This is a genomic window from Pseudomonas sp. KB_15, assembly GCF_052114525.1.
Lineage (GTDB): Bacteria > Pseudomonadota > Gammaproteobacteria > Pseudomonadales > Pseudomonadaceae > Aquipseudomonas.
In genome coordinates, this window is record NZ_JBFREX010000003.1 from 194746 (window position 1) to 213496 (window position 18751).

At 60.6% G+C, this 18751-nt stretch carries 14 protein-coding genes; 9 read left to right on the top strand and 5 right to left on the bottom strand.

Annotated elements, in window-relative coordinates; translation table 11 throughout:
- Nucleotides 1-149 precede the first annotated feature (149 nt).
- The 7 genes from betA (at nucleotide 150) to yccS (ending at nucleotide 11804) form a co-directional block, all read left to right on the top strand.
- A complete protein-coding gene (betA, locus tag AB4Z35_RS05075) occupies nucleotides 150-1850 on the top strand; it encodes a choline dehydrogenase (RefSeq protein ID WP_442096228.1) in 1701 nt (566 codons plus the stop codon).
- Nucleotides 1851-2114: 264 nt separating this feature from the next.
- The gene (locus AB4Z35_RS05080; protein ID WP_442096229.1) at nucleotides 2115-3557 is read left to right on the top strand and encodes a TldD/PmbA family protein; all 1443 of its coding nucleotides are present in this window, start codon (nucleotides 2115-2117) and stop codon (nucleotides 3555-3557) included.
- On the top strand, nucleotides 3557-4894 hold the full coding sequence (locus AB4Z35_RS05085) for a TldD/PmbA family protein (RefSeq protein ID WP_442096230.1): 1338 nt from the start codon (nucleotides 3557-3559) through the stop codon (nucleotides 4892-4894). The genes AB4Z35_RS05080 and AB4Z35_RS05085 overlap by 1 nt, the downstream gene beginning before the upstream one ends.
- Before the next feature lie 169 nt (nucleotides 4895-5063).
- Complete coding sequence (gene mdtD, locus AB4Z35_RS05090; protein ID WP_442096231.1) at nucleotides 5064-6491, top strand: multidrug transporter subunit MdtD; 1428 nt, start codon at nucleotides 5064-5066, stop codon at nucleotides 6489-6491.
- Between the two features lie 230 nt (nucleotides 6492-6721).
- Nucleotides 6722-8059, top strand: coding sequence for an ATP-dependent RNA helicase DbpA (gene dbpA, locus AB4Z35_RS05095; protein ID WP_230853210.1), 1338 nt, complete (start codon nucleotides 6722-6724; stop codon nucleotides 8057-8059).
- 162 nt (nucleotides 8060-8221) lie between these two features.
- The gene (locus AB4Z35_RS05100) at nucleotides 8222-9400 is read left to right on the top strand and encodes an NAD(P)/FAD-dependent oxidoreductase (RefSeq protein WP_007995674.1); all 1179 of its coding nucleotides are present in this window, start codon (nucleotides 8222-8224) and stop codon (nucleotides 9398-9400) included.
- A 220-nt stretch (nucleotides 9401-9620) separates the two neighbouring features.
- Entirely contained in the window at nucleotides 9621-11804 is a 2184-nt protein-coding gene (gene yccS / locus AB4Z35_RS05105) for a YccS family putative transporter (RefSeq protein ID WP_442096232.1), read from the top strand.
- A 157-nt stretch (nucleotides 11805-11961) separates the two neighbouring features.
- Here the strand turns inward: yccS and AB4Z35_RS05110 are convergent, their stop codons facing one another.
- Nucleotides 11962-12699, bottom strand: coding sequence for a substrate-binding periplasmic protein (locus tag AB4Z35_RS05110; RefSeq protein WP_442096233.1), 738 nt, complete (start codon nucleotides 12697-12699; stop codon nucleotides 11962-11964).
- Between the two features lie 257 nt (nucleotides 12700-12956).
- Between AB4Z35_RS05110 and AB4Z35_RS05115 the strand changes: the two genes are divergently transcribed.
- Nucleotides 12957-13409 carry a GNAT family N-acetyltransferase gene (locus AB4Z35_RS05115; protein ID WP_442096234.1) on the top strand — a complete coding sequence of 151 codons (453 nt, stop codon included), beginning with the start codon at nucleotides 12957-12959 and terminating at the stop codon, nucleotides 13407-13409.
- A gap of 108 nt (nucleotides 13410-13517) precedes the next feature.
- Here AB4Z35_RS05115 and AB4Z35_RS05120 read toward each other — a convergent pair whose 3' ends face one another.
- From AB4Z35_RS05120 to AB4Z35_RS05130, 3 genes are read right to left on the bottom strand one after another with little or no spacing between them, the layout of a single operon-like run.
- A complete protein-coding gene (locus tag AB4Z35_RS05120) occupies nucleotides 13518-13814 on the bottom strand; it encodes a winged helix-turn-helix domain-containing protein (RefSeq protein ID WP_116261465.1) in 297 nt (98 codons plus the stop codon).
- 37 nt (nucleotides 13815-13851) lie between these two features.
- Nucleotides 13852-14340: a M48 metallopeptidase family protein gene (locus AB4Z35_RS05125; protein ID WP_007995683.1), complete on the bottom strand. Its 489-nt coding sequence runs from the start codon at nucleotides 14338-14340 to the stop codon at nucleotides 13852-13854.
- Nucleotides 14341-14385: 45 nt separating this feature from the next.
- Nucleotides 14386-16509, bottom strand: a complete 2124-nt coding sequence (locus tag AB4Z35_RS05130; RefSeq protein ID WP_442096235.1) for a putative bifunctional diguanylate cyclase/phosphodiesterase — start codon at nucleotides 16507-16509, stop codon at nucleotides 14386-14388.
- Nucleotides 16510-16820: 311 nt separating this feature from the next.
- Between AB4Z35_RS05130 and AB4Z35_RS05135 the strand changes: the two genes are divergently transcribed.
- Complete coding sequence (locus tag AB4Z35_RS05135) at nucleotides 16821-17489, top strand: polysaccharide lyase family 7 protein (protein WP_442096236.1); 669 nt, start codon at nucleotides 16821-16823, stop codon at nucleotides 17487-17489.
- An 88-nt stretch (nucleotides 17490-17577) separates the two neighbouring features.
- On the opposite strand, the gene fba is transcribed toward AB4Z35_RS05135, so the two are convergent.
- Nucleotides 17578-18642, bottom strand: a complete 1065-nt coding sequence (gene fba, locus AB4Z35_RS05140; RefSeq protein ID WP_007981624.1) for a class II fructose-bisphosphate aldolase — start codon at nucleotides 18640-18642, stop codon at nucleotides 17578-17580.
- Nucleotides 18643-18751: the final 109 nt, after the last annotated feature.

Sequence of the window (18751 nt, forward strand, 5' to 3'; positions counted from 1 at the left end):
CCCGCACAACCTGTAGCAGCTGCCGAGGTACGAGGCTGCGTTGGGCTGCGCAGCGGCCCCCCGAGGGCGGTCCTGCGGACACGCAACGCAGCCTCGTGCCTCGGCAGCTGCTACAGGCGACCTGACCACCATCAAAGAGGGTGCATTCAATGTCCCAAGAATTCGACTACATCATCATCGGTGCCGGCTCGGCCGGTAACACCCTGGCGACCCGTCTGACTGAAGACGCAGGCGTCACCGTTCTGCTGCTCGAGGCAGGCGGCCCGGACTACCGCCTCGACTTCCGCACACAGATGCCGGCCGCCCTGGCGTTCCCGCTGCAAGGCCGCCGCTACAACTGGGCCTACGAAACCGATCCAGAGCCACACATGGACGGTCGTCGCATGGAATGCGGTCGCGGCAAGGGCCTGGGCGGTTCTTCGCTGATCAACGGCATGTGCTACATCCGCGGTAACGCCATGGACTACGACGGCTGGGCAAAACTGCCAGGCCTGGAAGACTGGACCTACCTCGACTGCCTGCCGTATTTCCGCAAGGCGGAAACCCGCGACATCGGCCCGAACGACTACCACGGTAGCGAAGGTCCGGTCAGCGTGACCACGCCGAAAGCCGGCAACAACCCGTTGTTCCACGCCATGGTTGAAGCCGGCGTGCAGGCCGGTTACCCGCGCACCGAAGACCTCAACGGTTACCAGCAGGAAGGCTTCGGCCCGATGGACCGCACCGTAACGCCGAAGGGCCGTCGTGCTTCCACCGCCCGCGGTTACCTGGACGTGGCCAAGAAGCGTTCGACCCTGACCATCGTCACCCACGCCCTGACCGACAAGATCCTGTTCGAAGGCAAGCGGGCGGTCGGCGTGCGTTACCTGGTCGGCGCTGCCGAAGAGCGCGTCGAAGTCAAAGCGCGCAAGGAAGTGCTGCTGTGCTCCGGCGCCATCGCTTCGCCGCAGATTCTGCAACGCTCCGGCGTCGGCCCTGCCGAGCTGCTGAACAAGCTCGATATTCCGGTGGTCCACGACCTGCCGGGCGTTGGTGAAAACCTGCAGGATCACCTCGAGCTGTACCTGCAATACGCTTGCACCCAACCGGTCTCGCTGTACCCGTCACTGCTCTTGCACAACCAGCCGGCCATCGGTGCCGAGTGGCTGTTCAACGGCACCGGCATCGGCGCCAGCAACCAGTTCGAAGCCGGCGGTTTCATCCGCACCCGTCCGGAATTCGAATGGCCGAACATCCAGTACCACTTCCTGCCGGTAGCGATTAACTACAACGGCAGCAACGGTGTGAAAGAGCACGGCTTCCAGGCGCACATGGGCTCCATGCGCTCGCCAAGCCGTGGTCGCATCCAGGCCAAGTCCAAGGACCCGCGCCAGCACCCGAGCATCCTGTTCAACTACATGGCCACCGAACAGGACTGGCAGGAATTCCGCGACGGCATCCGCCTGACCCGTGAAATCATGCAGCAACCAGCGCTGGACGCCTTCCGCGGTCGCGAGATCAGCCCGGGCATCGAGGTGCAAACCGACGAGCAACTGGACAAGTTCATCCGCGAACACGCCGAAACCGCGTTCCACCCGTCCTGCTCGTGCAAGATGGGCACCGACGAAATGGCCGTGGTCGATGGCGAAGGTCGCGTGCATGGCATGCAAGGCCTGCGTGTCGTCGATGCCTCGATCATGCCGATCATCACCACCGGCAACCTCAACGCACCAACGATCATGATGGCCGAGAAAATCGCCGACAGGATCCGTGGTCGCAAGCCATTGCCGCGCAGCACGGCCACTTACTATGTGGCGGGTGAAGCGCCGGTGAAGGGCAAGCCGGTGCGGGAAGTGAGCCAGACGGCGTAGGGCGCTACACCGCGTCACAGCCAATCGCGAGCAGGCTCGCTCCTACAGTTGATCGCGCTCCCTCATGGGAATGCGGTTGAATGTAGGAGCGAGCCTGCTCGCGATGAGGCCCTACCAGCCTCCCCCCTCCCAAAGTATCCCCCACCCCAGACCGCTTACCCTTGATCCTCCCCCCTCGCAAGCCTAATCTAGCGCCACGCAATCGTTTCACCCCTCCCCTCGCAGTACCGCTCTATCGCCACTCCACTCCAAGGAGGTTCACGAATGTTCGATTTCCATCCCCAGCTCAAGCAGCGCTTCGCTGCCTTGCGCACGGGAGCCGAATTCTTTTCCCTGCGTTACGTGCGCGAATCCGGGCAGTACCTGTCGGTGCGCAAGAACGTTGCCGAACCGCCAAGCCTGAGCCGTGACGAAGGGGCGATGCTGACCGTGCGGGTCAATGGCGTCGAGGCCTATGCGGCGACCAACGATTTGTCGCAACAGGGCCTGCAAGCCGCCCTCGAACGCGCCGAACTCCAGGCCCGTCGACTCAAACCGCACGCCTTGCTGGACCTGCGTAAACAGGCTGTTTCCAGCGACCGCGCCGATTACTTTTCACCCAGCCTCGACCAGGCCTTCCCGTCCCTGAGCGACTGCTACCAACTGCTCGGCGCCGAGTCGGCCGCCGTGCCCAGGGACGAGCGCCTGGTGAACTGGCAGGTCAGCCTCGGCATCACCAGCGTCGAACAGATCTATCTCAACAGCGCCGGTGCCGAACTGCGCCAGGCCCAACGCTTTGTCTACCCCGGCCTGGACGTCACGGCCTACGACGGCAACGACAGCCAGACCCGCAGCCTCGGCCGCGAGAACTTCGGCCAGCAAGGCGCGGCGGACGTCATCAGCCGCTGCGGCCTGATCGGTGCCGGCGCCCAGGTGGCCGATCAGGCTCTGCAATTGCTCCTGGCGCCGAACACCCCGCAAGGCAAGCGTGACCTGCTGCTGATGCCCGACCAGATGATGCTGCAAATTCACGAGTCCATCGGCCACCCGCTGGAGCTGGACCGCATCCTCGGTGACGAGCGCAACTACGCCGGCACCAGCTTCGTCAAAGCCGAAGATTTCGGCAGCCTGCAATATGGCTCCAGCCTGCTCAACGTGACCTTCGACCCGGACATCCCTGAGGAGCTTGCCAGTTACGGCCATGACGACGACGGCACGCCCGCCAGCAAACAGTTCCTGATCCGTGAAGGCCTGTTGCTGCGCCCGCTGGGCGGTGCGTTGTCGCAATTCCGTGCCGGTATGGACGGCGTCGCCAATAGCCGCGCCTGCGGCTGGAACCGCCCGCCCATCGACCGCATGGCCAACCTCAACATCGAACCGGGCGACCGGTCCATTGAACAACTGATCGGCGGTATCGAACACGGCGTGCTGATGTCGACCAACCGTTCATGGTCGATCGACGACGCACGCAACAAATTCCAGTTCGGCTGCGAGTGGGGCCAATTGATCGAAAACGGCGAACTCAAGGGCGTGGTGAAGAATCCCAATTACAGGGGCATCTCCGCGCAGTTCTGGAAAAGCCTCAGCGCCGTCGGCGATGCCAGTACCTTCAAGGTCCTCGGCACACCGAACTGCGGCAAGGGCGAACCGAACCAGGTGATCCGCGTCGGTCACGCGTCACCGGCCTGTGTGTTCAGTAACGTTGATGTATTCGGAGGAGACGCCTGATGAATCCTTCAAAAAGCCAGGCCGAGTCGTTCAAGGCGCTGGTCAACAGCCTGCGTGCAGCGCTTCACGAGCCCGAGCAGTTCACCCTCAGCTACGCCGCCGAGTCGTCGGCCTTCGTGCGTTTCAACCACGCCAAGGTGCGTCAGGCCGGTCAGGTGCTGCAGGCGAGTATCGGCCTCAAACTGATCAACGAAGGCCGGCATGCCGACCTGAACATCACCCTGGCCGGCGATCCCCAGGTTGATCTGCAACGTTTGACCGAAGGCCTGCAACAGCTGCGGGAAACCTTGCCATTGCTGCCTCAGGATCCTTATTTGCTGCTCAACCACAATGGTTGGCAGAGCAACAATGTGCAGGTGCATCCGCTGCCGGACACCGAGCAAGTGGTCGCTGAAATCACCCAGGCTGCCGAAGGCCTGGATCTGGTCGGTTTTTATGCTGCCGGGCCTATCAGTCGCGGCTTCGCCAGTTCTTCGGGCGCTTTCGGCTGGCATCAGGCCAACAGTTTCAACTTCGATTTCAGTCTGTTTCACGAGAACGGCCAAGCGGTGAAAGCCAGCTACGCCGGGCACGACTGGAGCAGCGAAGGCTTTGCCAAACGCTTCCAGCAAGCCCGCGAGCAGCTGGAGTTTCTGGGTCGGCCATTGCGGACGCTGGCCCCCGGTCAATACCGCGCCTACCTGGCGCCAGCCGCACTGGAGGAAATCATGGGCATGTTGTGCTGGGGTGGTTTCTCGGCACAGTCGATTGCCAGCAAAAGCAGCCCGCTGCAAAAACTCTACGCAGGTGACAGCACTTTCAGTCCGCTGGTCTCGCTGGATGAAAAAGTCAGCGGCTCGCTGAGCCCGGCGTTTTCCGATGAGGGTTATCCACGCAGCGATCTGGGGTTGATCGTCGACGGCAAGGCCGGGGCGCAACTGGTCAGCTCGCGCAGCGCTGCGGAATACGGTTTGACCGCCAATGGCGCCAGCGGTGGCGAATCACCGAGCGCTCTGAACATGAAAGCCGGGGTATTGCCTGACGCCGACATTCTCAAGCAACTGGGTACGGGGCTGTACATCAGCAACCTGTGGTACCTGAACTTCTCGGATCAACCGGCCGCACGCCTGACCGGCATGACACGGTTTGCCACGTTCTGGGTCGAGAACGGCGAGATTCAGGCACCGGTCAGCACCATGCGTTTTGATGACAGCGCCTTCAGCCTGCTCGGTTCGCAACTGGAAGCGCTGACCGAGGAGCGGGAGTTGTTGTTGTCGGCGAGTACCTACAGCCAGCGGGCGACGGCTTCGGCGTTGTTGCCGGGGGCGCTCGTAAACCGGCTCACATTAACGCTGTAACCACAAACTCCCGGTACACCGGGAACCTTGTGGGAGCGAGCTTGCTCGCGATGAGGCCATTTCATTCAACATCAGTGTCGACTGAACTACCGCTATCGCGAGCAAGCTCGCTCCCACAATGACTGTGATCACCAAGTAATTTGCGTTGATTTCATCCACAAGAGGTCCCATGCCCAACCGCCCGCCTCTCGACCCTGTCACCGCCCGCTGGATACCCTGGGTCGTCGCCATTGCCTTCTTCATGCAGTCCCTCGACGGGACGATTCTCAACACCGCCCTGCCGGCCATGGCCCGCGACCTGGCCGAAGATCCGCTACGCATGCAGGGCGTGATCATCGCCTACATGCTCACGGTCGCCTTGCTGATTCCCGCTTCTGGCTGGATCGCCGACCGCTTCGGCACCAGGAAAATCTTCTTCAGTGCGATTTTGCTGTTCAGCCTCGGCTCGCTGCTCTGCGCTTTGTCGACCAGCCTGACCCAGTTGATCGGCGCCAGGGTGATTCAAGGCCTGGGCGGTGCGTTGATGTTGCCGGTCGGACGGCTGGTGGTGTTGCGCGCCTACCCGCGCTCGGAGCTGGTGCGGATCATGGGTTTCATCACCATTCCCGGGCTGCTCGGCCCCTTGATCGGCCCGACCATGGGCGGCTGGATGGTGCAATACCTGAGCTGGCACTGGATCTTCCTGATCAACCTGCCGGTGGGTCTGGTCGGTTGCTACGCCGTGTGGAAATTCATCCCGGACCTGCGCGGCTCCGAACGCACCCGATTCGATAGTCTGGGCTTCGTGCTGTTCGGCGCGGCGATGATTCTGATCACCATTGCCATGGAAGGCCTGGGCGAATTGCACCTGCCGCACCTGCGGGTGATGTTGCTGCTGTTCGGCGGCATGGCTTGCCTGGCGGCGTACTGGCTGCGCGCCGGGCATGTCGAAAACCCGTTGTTCGCACCGTCGCTGTTCAAGACCCGGACCTTTGCCGTCGGCATTCTCGGCAACCTGTTCGCCCGTCTTGGCAGCGGTGCCCTGCCCTTTCTGGTGCCGTTGCTGCTGCAAGTGGCGTTGGGCTATTCGCCATCCCAGGCCGGGATGAGCATGCTGCCGCTGGCCGCTGCGGCGATGATCGCCAAGTGGGTCGCGCGGCCGCTGATCGAGCGTTTGGGTTATCGCATCGTGCTGACCGGCAACACCCTGGCGCTGGGCATCATGCTGGCGAGCATGGGCCTGGTCAGCGAACAAACGCCGTACTGGCTGCTGCTGTGCCTGCTGGCGATCCTTGGCGCGATCAACTCCTTGCAGTTCACCGCGATGAATACCGTGACCCTGATCGACCTCGACGACGCCAGCGCCAGCAGCGGCAACAGCCTGCTGTCGGTGGTCGCGCAGTTGTCCCTGAGCCTGGGCGTTGCCTGTGCCGGTGCGCTGCTCGGCGGCTTTACGGCGGAAATTGGAAATGACGGCGTGGAGACGGTGCTGGGCGCATTCCAGCTGACGTTTGTGACTGTCGGGATCATGGCCATGTTGGCCGCGACAATCTTCTCGCAACTTTCACCAAAGGATGGCCGACGGATGGCCAGCCGTGAGCACGACATAGAGCACTGACTTGTAGCAGCTGCCGAGGCACGAGGCTGCGTTGCGTGTCCGCAGGACCGCCCTCAGGGGCTACTTCGTAGCCCAACGCAGCCTCGTGCCTCGGCAGCTGCTACGACTATTCGTCCAGAATTTGCAGGTGAAGAGCACGGGACTGGTACACTGCGCGACATTTTGTTTTGCAGGCCAGTCCCGTGACCACCATCGCCACCGAATTTAATACTTTGCCGCTGTCCGCCGCCATGCTGGCTAACCTCGACTCCCTCGGTTATGCCCAGATGACGCCGATCCAGGCGCAAAGCTTGCCGGTGATCCTCAAGGGGATGGACCTGATCGCCCAGGCCAAGACCGGCAGCGGCAAGACCGCGGCCTTCGGCATCGGCCTGCTGAACCCGATCAATCCGCGTTACTTCGGTTGCCAGGCACTGATCCTGTGCCCGACCCGCGAGCTGGCTGACCAGGTCGCCAAGGAAATCCGTCGCCTGGCCCGTGCCGAAGACAACATCAAAGTCCTGACCCTGTGTGGCGGCGTGTCCCTCGGCCCGCAAATCGCCTCGCTGGAACACGGCGCGCACATCATCGTCGGCACTCCGGGGCGCATCCAGCAGCACCTGCGCAAGGGTTCGCTGGTACTCCACGGCCTGAACACCCTGATCCTCGACGAAGCAGACCGCATGCTCGACATGGGTTTCTACGATTCCATCGAAGAAATCATCATGCAGGCCCCGGAGCGTCGCCAGACCCTGCTGTTCTCCGCCACCTACCCGGTAGGCATCAAGCAGTTGGCCTCGAAGTTCATGCGTAACCCGCAGCAGGTGAAGGCCGAGGCATTCCACGACGACACCCAGATCGAGCAGCGCTTCTACGAGATTTCCCCGGATGACCGCATGAGTGCGGTGACCAAGGTGCTTGGCCACTTCCGCCCGGCCTCCTGCGTGGCCTTCTGCTTCACCAAGCAGCAGGTTCAGGAAACCGTCGACCACCTGACCGCCAAAGGCATCTCTGCCGTCGGCCTGCACGGCGATCTGGAACAGCGTGACCGCGACCAGGTGCTGGCGATGTTCGCCAACCGCAGTACTTCGGTGCTGGTGGCGACCGACGTCGCTGCGCGCGGCCTCGATATCGACTCGCTGGACATGGTGATCAACGTCGAATTGGCCCGTGATTCGGAAATCCACATTCACCGCGTCGGCCGTACTGGCCGCGCCGGTGAGAAAGGCCTTGCCATCAGCCTGGTGGCGCCGTCCGAAGCGCAGCGCGCCCAGGCCATCGAACAACTGCAGAAGACACCATTGACTTGGGATCAGGTGGACAACCTCACCTCCAAGGGCGGCGGCCCGCTGCTGCCGCAGATGAGCACCCTGTGCATCGCTGCCGGCCGCAAGGACAAGGTTCGTCCCGGCGACATTCTCGGCGCACTGACCGGTGACGCCGGCATCCCCGGTGCCCAGGTCGGCAAGATCGCGATTTTCGACTTCCAGGCCTATGTGGCCGTGGAACGCGGCGTCGCCAAGCAGGCCTTGCAGCGCTTGAACGACGGCAAGATCAAGGGTCGTTCGTTGCGCGTGCGTATTTTGTAAAAACGCATCGCCCCCCTGTAGGAGCGAGCCTGCTCGCGATGGACGACAGAACACCGCTGGGTATCAGACACCCCGCGTTATCGTTGACGTCCATCGCGAGCAGGCTCAGCAGGCTCGCTCCTACAGGTTTGTTTTGTGGTGAGTCATCAAGAGGACACCGTTTTGCGCTCTACCGAAGTCGTGATCATTGGCGCTGGCGCCGCAGGGTTGATGTGTGCACTGACCGCCGCCGGGCGCGGACGCAAGGTGTTGCTGCTTGACCATGCCAACAAGGCCGGCAAGAAAATCCTGATGTCGGGCGGTGGCCGCTGCAATTTCACCAACATGTACACCGAACCGGGCAATTTCCTCTCGCAGAACGCACACTTCTGCAAATCCGCCCTGGCCCGTTACACCCAGTGGGATTTCATTGGCATGGTGGCCAAGCATGGCGTGCCGTACCACGAAAAAAAACTCGGCCAGCTGTTCTGCGATAACAAATCCAGCGACATCCTCGAAATGCTGCTGAACGAGTGCGATCAGGTCGGCGTCAGCCTGCACCTGGACACGTCGATCCAGGCGATCGAGAAGCTTGAGCAGGGCTATTTGCTGGACACGACACTCGGCCAATTGACCTGCGAATCCCTGGTGATCGCCACCGGCGGCCTGTCGATCCCGACCCTGGGTGCCACCGGTTTCGGTTACCAGGTGGCCAGGCAATTCGGTCACGAGCTGCTGCCGACCCGCGCCGGCCTGGTGCCGTTCACCATCACCGACCAGCTCAAGGCCTTGTGCACTGAATTGTCCGGCACCTCGGTGGATTGCCTGGTGAGCTGCAACGATCAGAGCTTCCGCGAGAACATTCTGTTCACCCACCGCGGACTCAGCGGCCCGGCGATTTTGCAGATCTCGTCGTTCTGGGAGTCCGGCGATACCGTCGAGATCAACCTGCTGCCCGATCACGACGTGCCGGGCTGGCTGCAACAGCAACAGGCCGAACGTCCCAACAGCGAGTTGAAAACCCTGCTCGGGGAAATTTTCACCAAGAAGATGGCCAACCTGCTGGCGGACAACTGGTTCGTCTCCAAACCGATGAAGCAGTACACCCACGCGGAACTGGCAGATATCGCGGAAAAACTGGCGAGCTGGAAAGTCGTGCCAGCGGGCACCGAAGGCTATCGCACCGCCGAGGTGACCCTGGGCGGCGTCAACACCAATGAAGTGTCGTCCAAGACCATGGAGTCGTTGAAAAGCCCGGGCCTGTACTTCATCGGCGAAGTGCTCGATGTGACCGGGCATCTGGGCGGCTTCAACTTCCAGTGGGCGTGGGCTTCGGGCTACGCGGCTGCGCAGTACGTCTGATTCAACACAATACCTGTAGGAGCGAGCCTGCTCGCGATAGCGGTCTGACGGTCGACATCAATGTTGAATGTACCGGCCTCATCGCGAGCAGGCTCGCTCCTACATTGAATACGTGCGGCATCAAGGAACAGATTTTGCTGTCTGATGTGATCGGCGCCATTGCGTCGGCGTCATTAGTGGCTCAATTTAGCGTCATTGCCTCGGAAGGCCTTCGCATTTCATGTCATCGACTTCATTCCGCCAGTCTCTGCGTCGCCTATGGGCGCTGGATAAATTCAGCTACAGCGTGCGGGTATTCATTGCCCTGACCGGCACCATGGCGCTGTGTTGGTATCAGGACGAAATGGGCCTGTTGATCCCGTTGTTCCTGGGGATTATCGCCAGTGCCCTGGCCGAGACCGACGACAGCTGGCAGGGCCGTCTCAACGCGCTGGCCGTGACGCTGGTGTGTTTTGCTGTTGCCGCCCTGTCCGTCGAACTGCTTTTCCCCTACCCCTCGCTGTTTATCATCGCCTTCGCCCTGGCCGCGTTCTGCCTGACCATGCTCGGCGCCCTCGGCGAGCGCTATGGCGCGATTGCCTCGGCGACACTGATTCTGTCGGTCTACACCATGATTGGCGTGGACCAGCGTGGCGGTGCGGTCATCGATGTCTGGCACGAACCGGTGCTGCTGGTGGCCGGTGCCGCCTGGTACGGCCTGCTCTCGGTGTTGTGGCAGGCGCTGTTTTCCAATCAGCCGGTGCAGCAGAGCCTGGCGCGATTGTTCCGCGAGCTGGGCTTTTACCTGAAGCTGAAATCCTCGCTGTTCGAACCGATCCGGCAGATGGACGTGGAGGCGCGGCGCCTGGAACTGGCCCAGCAGAACGGCCGGGTGGTGGCGGCACTGAATGCCGCCAAGGAGATCATCCTGCACCGGGTCGGCAACGGGCGCCCGGGGTCGAAAGTCAGCCGCTACCTCAAGCTGTACTTCCTCGCCCAGGACATCCACGAACGCGCCAGCTCTTCGCACTATCCGTACAACGCACTCGCAGAAGCGTTTTTCCACAGTGACGTGCTGTTCCGTTGCCAGCGCCTGTTGCGCCAGCAAGGCAAAGCCTGTCGAGCCCTGGCCGAATCGATCCAGATGCGCCAGCCGTTCACCTATGACGCCAGTTTCGCCGAGGCCCTGAGCGACCTGGATGCCTCTCTCGAATACCTGCGCATCCAGAGCAACCCGGCCTGGCGCGGCTTGCTGCGTTCACTGCGGGCACTGGCGGCCAACCTCGGCACCCTCGACCGCTTGCTCAGCGATGCCAGCAACCCCGACGCCCTGGCCGACGCTACCGACAGCAGCTTGCTTGACCGTTCGCCGCGCAATCTCAAGGACGTGTGGCTGCGCTTGCGCACGCAGCTGACGCCGACCTCGCTGCTGTTCCGCCATGCCCTGCGATTGCCCCTGGCGTTGAGTATCGGCTACGCCATGGTGCATATGATCCACCCGTCCCAAGGTTACTGGATCATCCTCACCACACTGTTTGTCTGCCAGCCGAACTATGGCGCCACCCGCCGCAAACTCGGTCAGCGAATCATTGGCACCGCCATCGGCCTGACCCTGGCCTGGGCGCTGTTCGACCTGTTCCCGAACCCGCTGATCCAGTCGTGTTTCGCCATCGCCGCCGGGGTGGTGTTCTTTACCAACCGCACCACCCGCTACACCCTGGCAACGGCGGCAATCACCTTGATGGTGCTGTTCTGCTTCAACCAGGTGGGTGACGGTTACGGGCTGTTCCTGCCACGGTTGTTCGATACCTTGCTCGGCAGCCTGATCGCCGGGCTGGCGGTGTTCCTGTTCCTGCCGGACTGGCAGGGGCGGCGCCTGAACAAAGTGCTGGCCAATACCCTGGCCTGCAACAGCATTTACCTGCGCCAGATCATGCAGCAATACGCTGTGGGCAAAACTGACGACCTGGCTTACCGCCTGGCCCGCCGCAACGCGCACAACGCCGACGCGGCGCTGTCGACCACACTGGCCAACATGCTGATGGAGCCGGGACACTTTCGTAAGGAAGCGGATGTAGGCTTTCGCTTCCTGGTGCTGTCGCACACGTTACTCAGTTACCTGTCGGGCCTTGGCGCACACCGGGAAACCCAACTGCCGGCGGACGTGCGTGAACATTTGATCGACGGGGCCGGGGTGAAACTGGCCGCCAGCATCGACGAGATCGCCCAAGGGCTGACGAGCAAGTCTTCGGTTGCGATTCAGAGTGATGAAGAAGAAGCACTGGCCAATGAACTGGAACAGATGCCCGATGAAATCGATGAAGGCCAGCGGCTGGTGCAGACGCAACTGGCGCTGATTTGTCGGCAGCTTGGGCCGTTGCGGACGTTGGCGGCGCATCTCATCAAGGATACGAGTGAGGATTGAAATCTGTGGTGTCCAGGCGGGCCTCATCGCGAGCAGGCTCGCTCCCACAGTAGATCTTCAGTCGACACAAGTTTTGTGAACACCAGTGAACCCCTGTGGGAGCGAGCCTGCTCGCGATGGGGCCATCAGCATCAACACAGAAACTGGCTCAACCCACTCACATCCCATGCTGCTTCATCAACTTGTCATAACTGCCATCCGCCTTCATCGCCGCGATCTCGCGGTCGAAACCGGCGACGATCTGCCCATGCTGCGGATTCTTCAGGCTGACCAGAATATGCAGGCTGTTCTCGCTCAAGGGCTTGGGCAGGAATTCCACGGCATTACGTACCTTGGGTGACTCACGGGCCAGGTAGTAGCGGGCAACGTATTCGTCTTCCAGTGTCAGTTTGACCCGGTCGGCCGCGAGCATGCGCACCGCCATGGCGAAACTGTGCACGGGGATTTTCTGCAACGACTCGTCGTTGTCGAACGAGGGCGAATAAGCGTAACCACGCACGATGGCAATCGGATAAGTGTGCAATTGCTGCAGGCTATTGAATTCGATGGGCGCGTCTTTGCGCTTGAGAAAACGCACGCGATTGAGCAGGTACTCGCCAGAAAACTGGCCGAATTTTGTACGCTCGTCGTTGTACCAGGCGTTGACCAGCACGTCGTATCGGCCCTCACCCAATCCCATCAAGGCCCGTGCCCAGGGGACCTGCTCGAACTCACTGGCATAGCCGGCCCTGGCGAGCGCGGTACTGACAATGTCCGTGGCCAGACCACCGTTGACAAGCGTGGCATCGGTAAAGGGGGGCCAGGCATCAGCGACCAACCGCAGTTTTTCTGCCGCTGCCCCCTGAACCAGCAACAGCAATCCAATCAAAGCAAAAGCTCGATGCAATCGCGGCATGCTAGAGAATCCTTAGCGGGCGGGTTGCCCGACGTGTTTTCAGCCAAAACTCCAAGGCCCCGTACCGGCATGACCCGGGTACTAAACATTAGCTCATCGAAGCCACAGCACAGCGCTTCGATCCAGATTACACAAAGAAGACATCCACGCGAGAAATGAATGATGGCATTTTGGCCTATGTCACAGATTCTTCCGCCATAAAGACTTCTGGCCTGAGTGCGCTTAGTATCGGAACGACGTTTTCAGGGAATCAAAACATGACAGTCGATTGGATCTGCAAACACCACAGCGACTTGGGCAAGGAGCAGCTGTACGCCATTTTGCAATTGCGCGCAGAAGTGTTCGTCGTCGAGCAGCAATGCGCTTATCAAGACGTGGATGGCCAGGACCTGGAAGGTGACACTTGCCACTTGATGGCCTGGGACAGCAATCAACTGGTGGCCTATCTGCGGCTGCTCGACCCGGAACTGCAAGGCGGGGACGTAGTGATCGGTCGGGTGATCATTGCTCCACACGCACGAGGCGCCGGGCTTGGACATGCATTGATGGACCAGGCGTTGAAGCAGATTGAAGAACGCTGGCCGGAAACGCCGATCTACCTCTCAGCCCAGACACATTTGCAGGGGTATTACGGGCGGTACGGGTTTGTCGTGACGGGTGAGGAGTTTGTCGAGGATGGTATTCCACACATTGGCATGCGTCGTTCTTGAAGTCCTTATCGCGAGCAAGCTCGCTCCCACACTGGATTGTGTTCACAACTCAAATCAACTGTGGGAGCGGGCTTGCCCGCGAAGGCATCGGCTCAGACGCTACAGATTTCAGGGATACTCCAGCACCGCTTTGATCTGCCGCAGATTACGCTCGATCCAACCGCGATCAATCGCCCCCCACTCGCGAATCCGATAGCGTCCCGCATGGTTGCGCGCGCCCTCTTCCTGCTCGAACTCACAAACGATATCCAGATCCGCCAACGCCGCGATGGTGTCCTGCGCCGTACGCCGGGGCATGCCGGTGACCTCGGTCAGCGTCGGGACGCTACTGGCCAGACCACTGTCGATCAGGTACGCCACGTACAACCGGCGATAGAAGCTGCTCTTGGTCTTGCTCACGTCCATCAAATGCTCCTTAAAAGATCGCAGCCTGCGGCAGCTCCTACAGATCCCGCCACGTCAGGTACACCCGCACATCGAACTCCACCTGGTGATACCCCGGCAGCATGTGCTCGCACAGTTTGTAGAAAGCCTTGTTGTGGTCCGATTCCTTGAAGTGCGCCAGCTCATGCACCACGATCATCTTCAGGAACTCGCCAGGCGCTTCCTTGAACAGCGACGCGATGCGGATTTCCTTCTTGGCCTTGAGCTTGCCACCCTGTACCCGGGATATCGTGGTGTGCAGGCCAAGGGCACGGTGAGTGAGGTCCAGGCGGTTGTCGAACAGCACCTTGTCGATGGCCGGAGCATTACGCAGGTATTCCTGCTTGAGGTCCAGAGCATAGGTGTACAGCGCCTTGTCGCTCTGCACCCCGTGTTTTTCCGGGTAACGCTGGCTCAGGTAGTCGCCCAGCCGACCGTCGGCGATCAGCTGGCGCACCTGATCCTGCAAGGTAGCGGGATAGGCCTGAAGATATTTCAACACAGTCATCGGGGCGGCAATACGCGTCACTGAAAGGTCGCCAGTGTAGCGAATTCAGCGGGGCAGCGCGCTCCAGTCAAACGGCTGGACAAAGACCCCGGTGTCTTCGGCCATCATCGGCCGGGCCACCAGAAAACCTTGCACATATTCACAGCCATTGGCTTGCAGCCATTCAAACTGCGCGACGGTTTCCACCCCTTCGGCAATCACCAGCATCCCGAACTGTTTGCACAGGTCGATCACACTGCGTACCAGCGCCGCATCCCGTACCGACTCCGGCAACCGGGCGATCAAATGCCGGTCGAGCTTGAGGGTGTCCAGCTCCAGGTCGCGCAAGTGCGACAGGGAGCAGGGTCCGGCCCCAAAGTCATCCAATGCCACTCGTACACCCAGATTGTGCAGCAGGCGCAATTGCTTGCGGGTTTCTTCGGGGTTGTGCATCAAGGCCTCTTCCGTGACCTCCACCTCAAGTTGACGCGGTTGCAAGCCATGGCGCTCCAGCACCTGGCGCAACTCTGTGGCCAGGTTGGGCATGCCGAACTGTGTACTGCTCAAACTGACGCCCAGCACCAGATCCTCGGTAAACAGGGACTCCCAGGCTTTGCGTTGCCCGGCGCTGCGATGGTAGATCCAGCTGCCCAGATGGCTGATCAGCCGCGCCTCCTCCATCAATGGCAAAAACAGCCCCGGGGGGACATCGCCAACACTCGGATGCTGCCAGCGCAACAAGGCCTCGAAGCCACGAATCCGCCCGTCGGCTATCGCCACCTGAGGCTGATACACCAGATTGAAATCGCGGTTCTCGATGGCCGTGCGCACACTTTCTTCCAGCATCAGCCGCGAGCGCGCCCGGCCGTTCATTTCGTGATCGTAGAAGCGATATTGCTGGCGACCGGCGCGCTTGGCTTCATACATGGCGATGTCGGCCGCCCGCAGCATCCCGTCGAGACTGGCGCCACAATCAGGGAACGTGGCGATGCCGATGCTGGCACCCAGGGCGATATCGAGGCCGTCGATCTGCTGACAGATCGACACCCGCTCGATGAGCTTCTCGGCAATCTTCGCCGCTTGCTCGGGGAGCTCCAGATCCAGCAGCGCGGTGAATTCGTCGCCACCCATCCGCGCCAGAATGTCGAAGGGCCGCAGGCAAGCCTTCAACTGCTCGGAGACCCAGCGCAACACCCGATCGCCAGCATCGTGCCCGAGCGAATCATTGACGCGCTTGAAGCCGTCGAGATCCAGGTACATCAAGACCCAGGAACAGTCGGAACGCTCACCGCGCAACAGCAGGTTCTCTACGGTCTGGTAGAAACCCCGGCGGTTGAGCAGTCCGGTCAGCGGATCGGTGACCGCCTGAAATTCCAGTTGCTTATGCAGATGACGCACCACCGACATGTCCAGCACGGTCACGACCATCGCATGTTGCTCGGCAGGCAATGGCGCGCAGGACAAGGCCACCGGCACCTGCTGTCCGGGCGCCGTTCGTAGCAGGGCATCGTGCAGGCGCAGGGTTTCGCCGCGTTTATATCCGGTCAGCAACTCGGAATCGGCCCAGATCGGAATATGCGGTTTTTGCAGGTAGTCCAGAAACTCCTTGCCTTGCAGTTCCTGCACCGTGGCATTGAGCAACCGTGACATCGCCGGATTGGCAAAACGAATCAGACCGTCCTCCCCCAATACCAGAATGCCTTCGGCAGTGTTATCCAGCACCGACGCATTAAAGGCACGAGCTGCTTCCAGATCATGACTCAGGCGCTGCAAGGCCCGGCGGTTACGCTGGTGTTCGAGCAACGCCTGGACCTTGGGCGTGAAGACCTGTGGGTCGAACGGCTTGAACAGGTAATCCACCGCACCACTGGCATAGCCCTTGATCACGGCGTCCTGGGACTGTTCGTTGGCGGTCAGGAAAATGATCGGCGTTAGACGGGTTCGCTGGCTACCGCGCATCAGGCGTGCCACTTCATAACCGTCCATGCCCGGCATCTGCACGTCCAGCAGCACCAGGTCGAAATCGTGTTCAAGTAACAAACCGAGGGCCTCGAAACCCGAGGCGGCAGTCATGACCCGCCAGTCCTGGCGCTGTAACAACGCGCGCATGCTGATCAGGTTTTCAGGGTAATCGTCGACGACTAAAAGGGTTGAGCCGCCTTCTACTGGCGTGGGTTGCGCGCATTCCATGCTGCTTCTCTAATTGCGGGGTGTCAGGCCGGTTTCTCGTGAAAACCGGACAAATACTGTGCCTTCACTCTAGACCCGGTTCTGCAAAAGCAGAAGGTGTCAGTGGGCCATCATTTAATCACAGTGTCTTTTTACCGACTAACGGTCGATGAAACCCGGGAAAGATGGCATCTTCGACAGGATGTTGACGTCAACCACCCGTCAGACGAGAGTTAACAAAATATCCCGCTACGCTTATAAAGGCCGCCCCAAAGGTGCGGTCTAGAGCTTCTGGCACGTCCGTCCAGCATGAATCAAGTGGAAGAACCGACATGATCGATCTCGCAACCTGGAACCTCAGCGTCCCCGTCGGCAGCCCGCCGTACACCGTTGAAACCTCAAAACTGGTGGATGGTTTCAAAGATCAATACTTCCATTCCGACACCGGCACATTGTTTTTCTGGTCGCCCGTGACTGGCTCCCGTACCGAAAACGCGATTTATCCGCGCACCGAATTGCGTGAAACCTACAGCAACGGCACGTTGCACAACTGGTATTACCCGGATGCCGACAATTTGTTGCATGCCACTCTGGCAGTGAACCAGGTGCCGAGTACCGGGAAAATCGTCATCGGCCAGATCCATGCCTATCAAAGCCAAAAACCTTTGGTGAAGGTCGAGTACCAATACAAAACCAGTACAGCCACCGGCAATATCGTGGCCAAGGTCCGGATGCACCCCGACGACGATGAGGGCCGGGTGATCATCGTTGCGACGGGAGTGAAACTCGACCAGGAGTTCAACTATCTCATTCACCTCAGCCCCGGTGGCGCCTTGGGCATCAGCGCGGCAGGTTATCAATGGGATACGCAAATCAGCACAACCTGGCGCGACAAACCGTTGTATTTCAAGGCCGGGGTGTATGTGCAGGACAACACCGGGTACACCACTGAAGGCGGGAAAGTGACCTTCAGCAAGCTGGATATCGATCACAATCAATGATGTCGAGGCACCGTTGACCCTGTGGGAGCGGGCTTGCTCGCGAAGGCGTAATGGCGGGTTCTTTATTGATGAAGCTTAACGCCCGGGCTTAGTTGACCTTGGCGTTCAACTCACCCTTCAGATAACGCTGGTACATCCCTTCCAGCGAGATCGCCTTGATCTTCGATGCATTACCGGCAGTACCGAAAGCTTCGTAGCGAGCGATGCATACGTCGCGCATGGCGGTGACGGTGGCGCCGAAGAATTTACGTGGGTCGAACTCGCTCGGGTTGGTGGCCATCAGGCGACGCATTGCGCCTGTGGATGCCAGGCGCAGGTCGGTGTCGATGTTGACCTTGCGCACGCCGTGCTTGATGCCTTCGACGATTTCTTCAACCGGTACGCCGTAGGTTTCCTTGATGTCGCCGCCGTACTGGTTGATGATCGCCAGCCACTCTTGCGGAACCGAAGACGAACCGTGCATCACCAGGTGAGTGTTCGGAATGCGCTTGTGGATTTCCTTGATGCGGTCGATGGCCAGCACGTCGCCGGTAGGCGGCTTGGTGAACTTGTACGCGCCGTGGCTGGTACCGATGGCGATGGCCAGGGCATCCACCTGAGTACGTTTTACGAAGTCAGCGGCTTCTTCCGGGTCGGTCAGCATCTGGCTGTGGTCCAGAACGCCTTCGGCGCCGATGCCGTCTTCTTCACCGGCCATGCCGGTTTCCAGCGAACCCAGGCAGCCCAGCTCGCCTTCTACCGAAACACCACAGGCGTGGGCCATGGCCACGGTCTGTTGGGTCACACGGACGTTGTAGTCGTAGTCGGTCGGGGTCTTGCCGTCTTCACCCAGGGAACCGTCCATCATCACCGAGCTGAAGCCCAGCTGGATGGAGCGCTGGCAGACGTCAGGGCTGGTGCCGTGGTCCTGGTGCATGCACACCGGGATGTGCGGGAATTCTTCGATGGCGGCCAGGATCAGGTGACGCAGGAACGGTGCACCGGCGTATTTGCGAGCACCGGCCGAAGCCTGGACGATCACCGGGGAGTCAGTCTTGTCAGCGGCTTCCATGATGGCGCGCATCTGCTCAAGGTTGTTGACGTTGAAGGCTGGAACGCCGTAGCCGAACTCGGCTGCGTGGTCCAACATCTGGCGCATGCTGATAAGTGCCATTGTGTGTATCTCTCCCGGTTGAGGGTCGTTAATCGTGCCAGCCTGCCGGAGCGGCGGCGGCTATTCAAGTTATTGCAGATCGGGGGTTGGCCCGGGCTGCGAATTCGGT

Bases quoted from the DNA above. Each gene is read 5' to 3' on its own strand.
- AB4Z35_RS05120 (WP_116261465.1), bottom strand. From the start codon at position 13,814: ATGGACGTGAGCAAGACCAAGAGCAGCTTCTATCGCCGGTTGTACGTG.
- AB4Z35_RS05135 (WP_442096236.1), top strand. From the start codon at position 16,821: ATGATCGATCTCGCAACCTGGAACCTCAGCGTCCCCGTCGGCAGCCCG.
- AB4Z35_RS05085 (WP_442096230.1), top strand. From the start codon at position 3,557: ATGAATCCTTCAAAAAGCCAGGCCGAGTCGTTCAAGGCGCTGGTCAAC.
- yccS (WP_442096232.1), top strand. From the start codon at position 9,621: ATGTCATCGACTTCATTCCGCCAGTCTCTGCGTCGCCTATGGGCGCTG.
- AB4Z35_RS05110 (WP_442096233.1), bottom strand. From the start codon at position 12,699: ATGCCGCGATTGCATCGAGCTTTTGCTTTGATTGGATTGCTGTTGCTG.
- dbpA (WP_230853210.1), top strand. From the start codon at position 6,722: ATGCTGGCTAACCTCGACTCCCTCGGTTATGCCCAGATGACGCCGATC.
- AB4Z35_RS05115 (WP_442096234.1), top strand. From the start codon at position 12,957: ATGACAGTCGATTGGATCTGCAAACACCACAGCGACTTGGGCAAGGAG.
- betA (WP_442096228.1), top strand. From the start codon at position 150: ATGTCCCAAGAATTCGACTACATCATCATCGGTGCCGGCTCGGCCGGT.
- fba (WP_007981624.1), bottom strand. From the start codon at position 18,642: ATGGCACTTATCAGCATGCGCCAGATGTTGGACCACGCAGCCGAGTTC.
- mdtD (WP_442096231.1), top strand. From the start codon at position 5,064: ATGCCCAACCGCCCGCCTCTCGACCCTGTCACCGCCCGCTGGATACCC.
- AB4Z35_RS05125 (WP_007995683.1), bottom strand. From the start codon at position 14,340: ATGACTGTGTTGAAATATCTTCAGGCCTATCCCGCTACCTTGCAGGAT.
- AB4Z35_RS05080 (WP_442096229.1), top strand. From the start codon at position 2,115: ATGTTCGATTTCCATCCCCAGCTCAAGCAGCGCTTCGCTGCCTTGCGC.
- AB4Z35_RS05130 (WP_442096235.1), bottom strand. From the start codon at position 16,509: ATGGAATGCGCGCAACCCACGCCAGTAGAAGGCGGCTCAACCCTTTTA.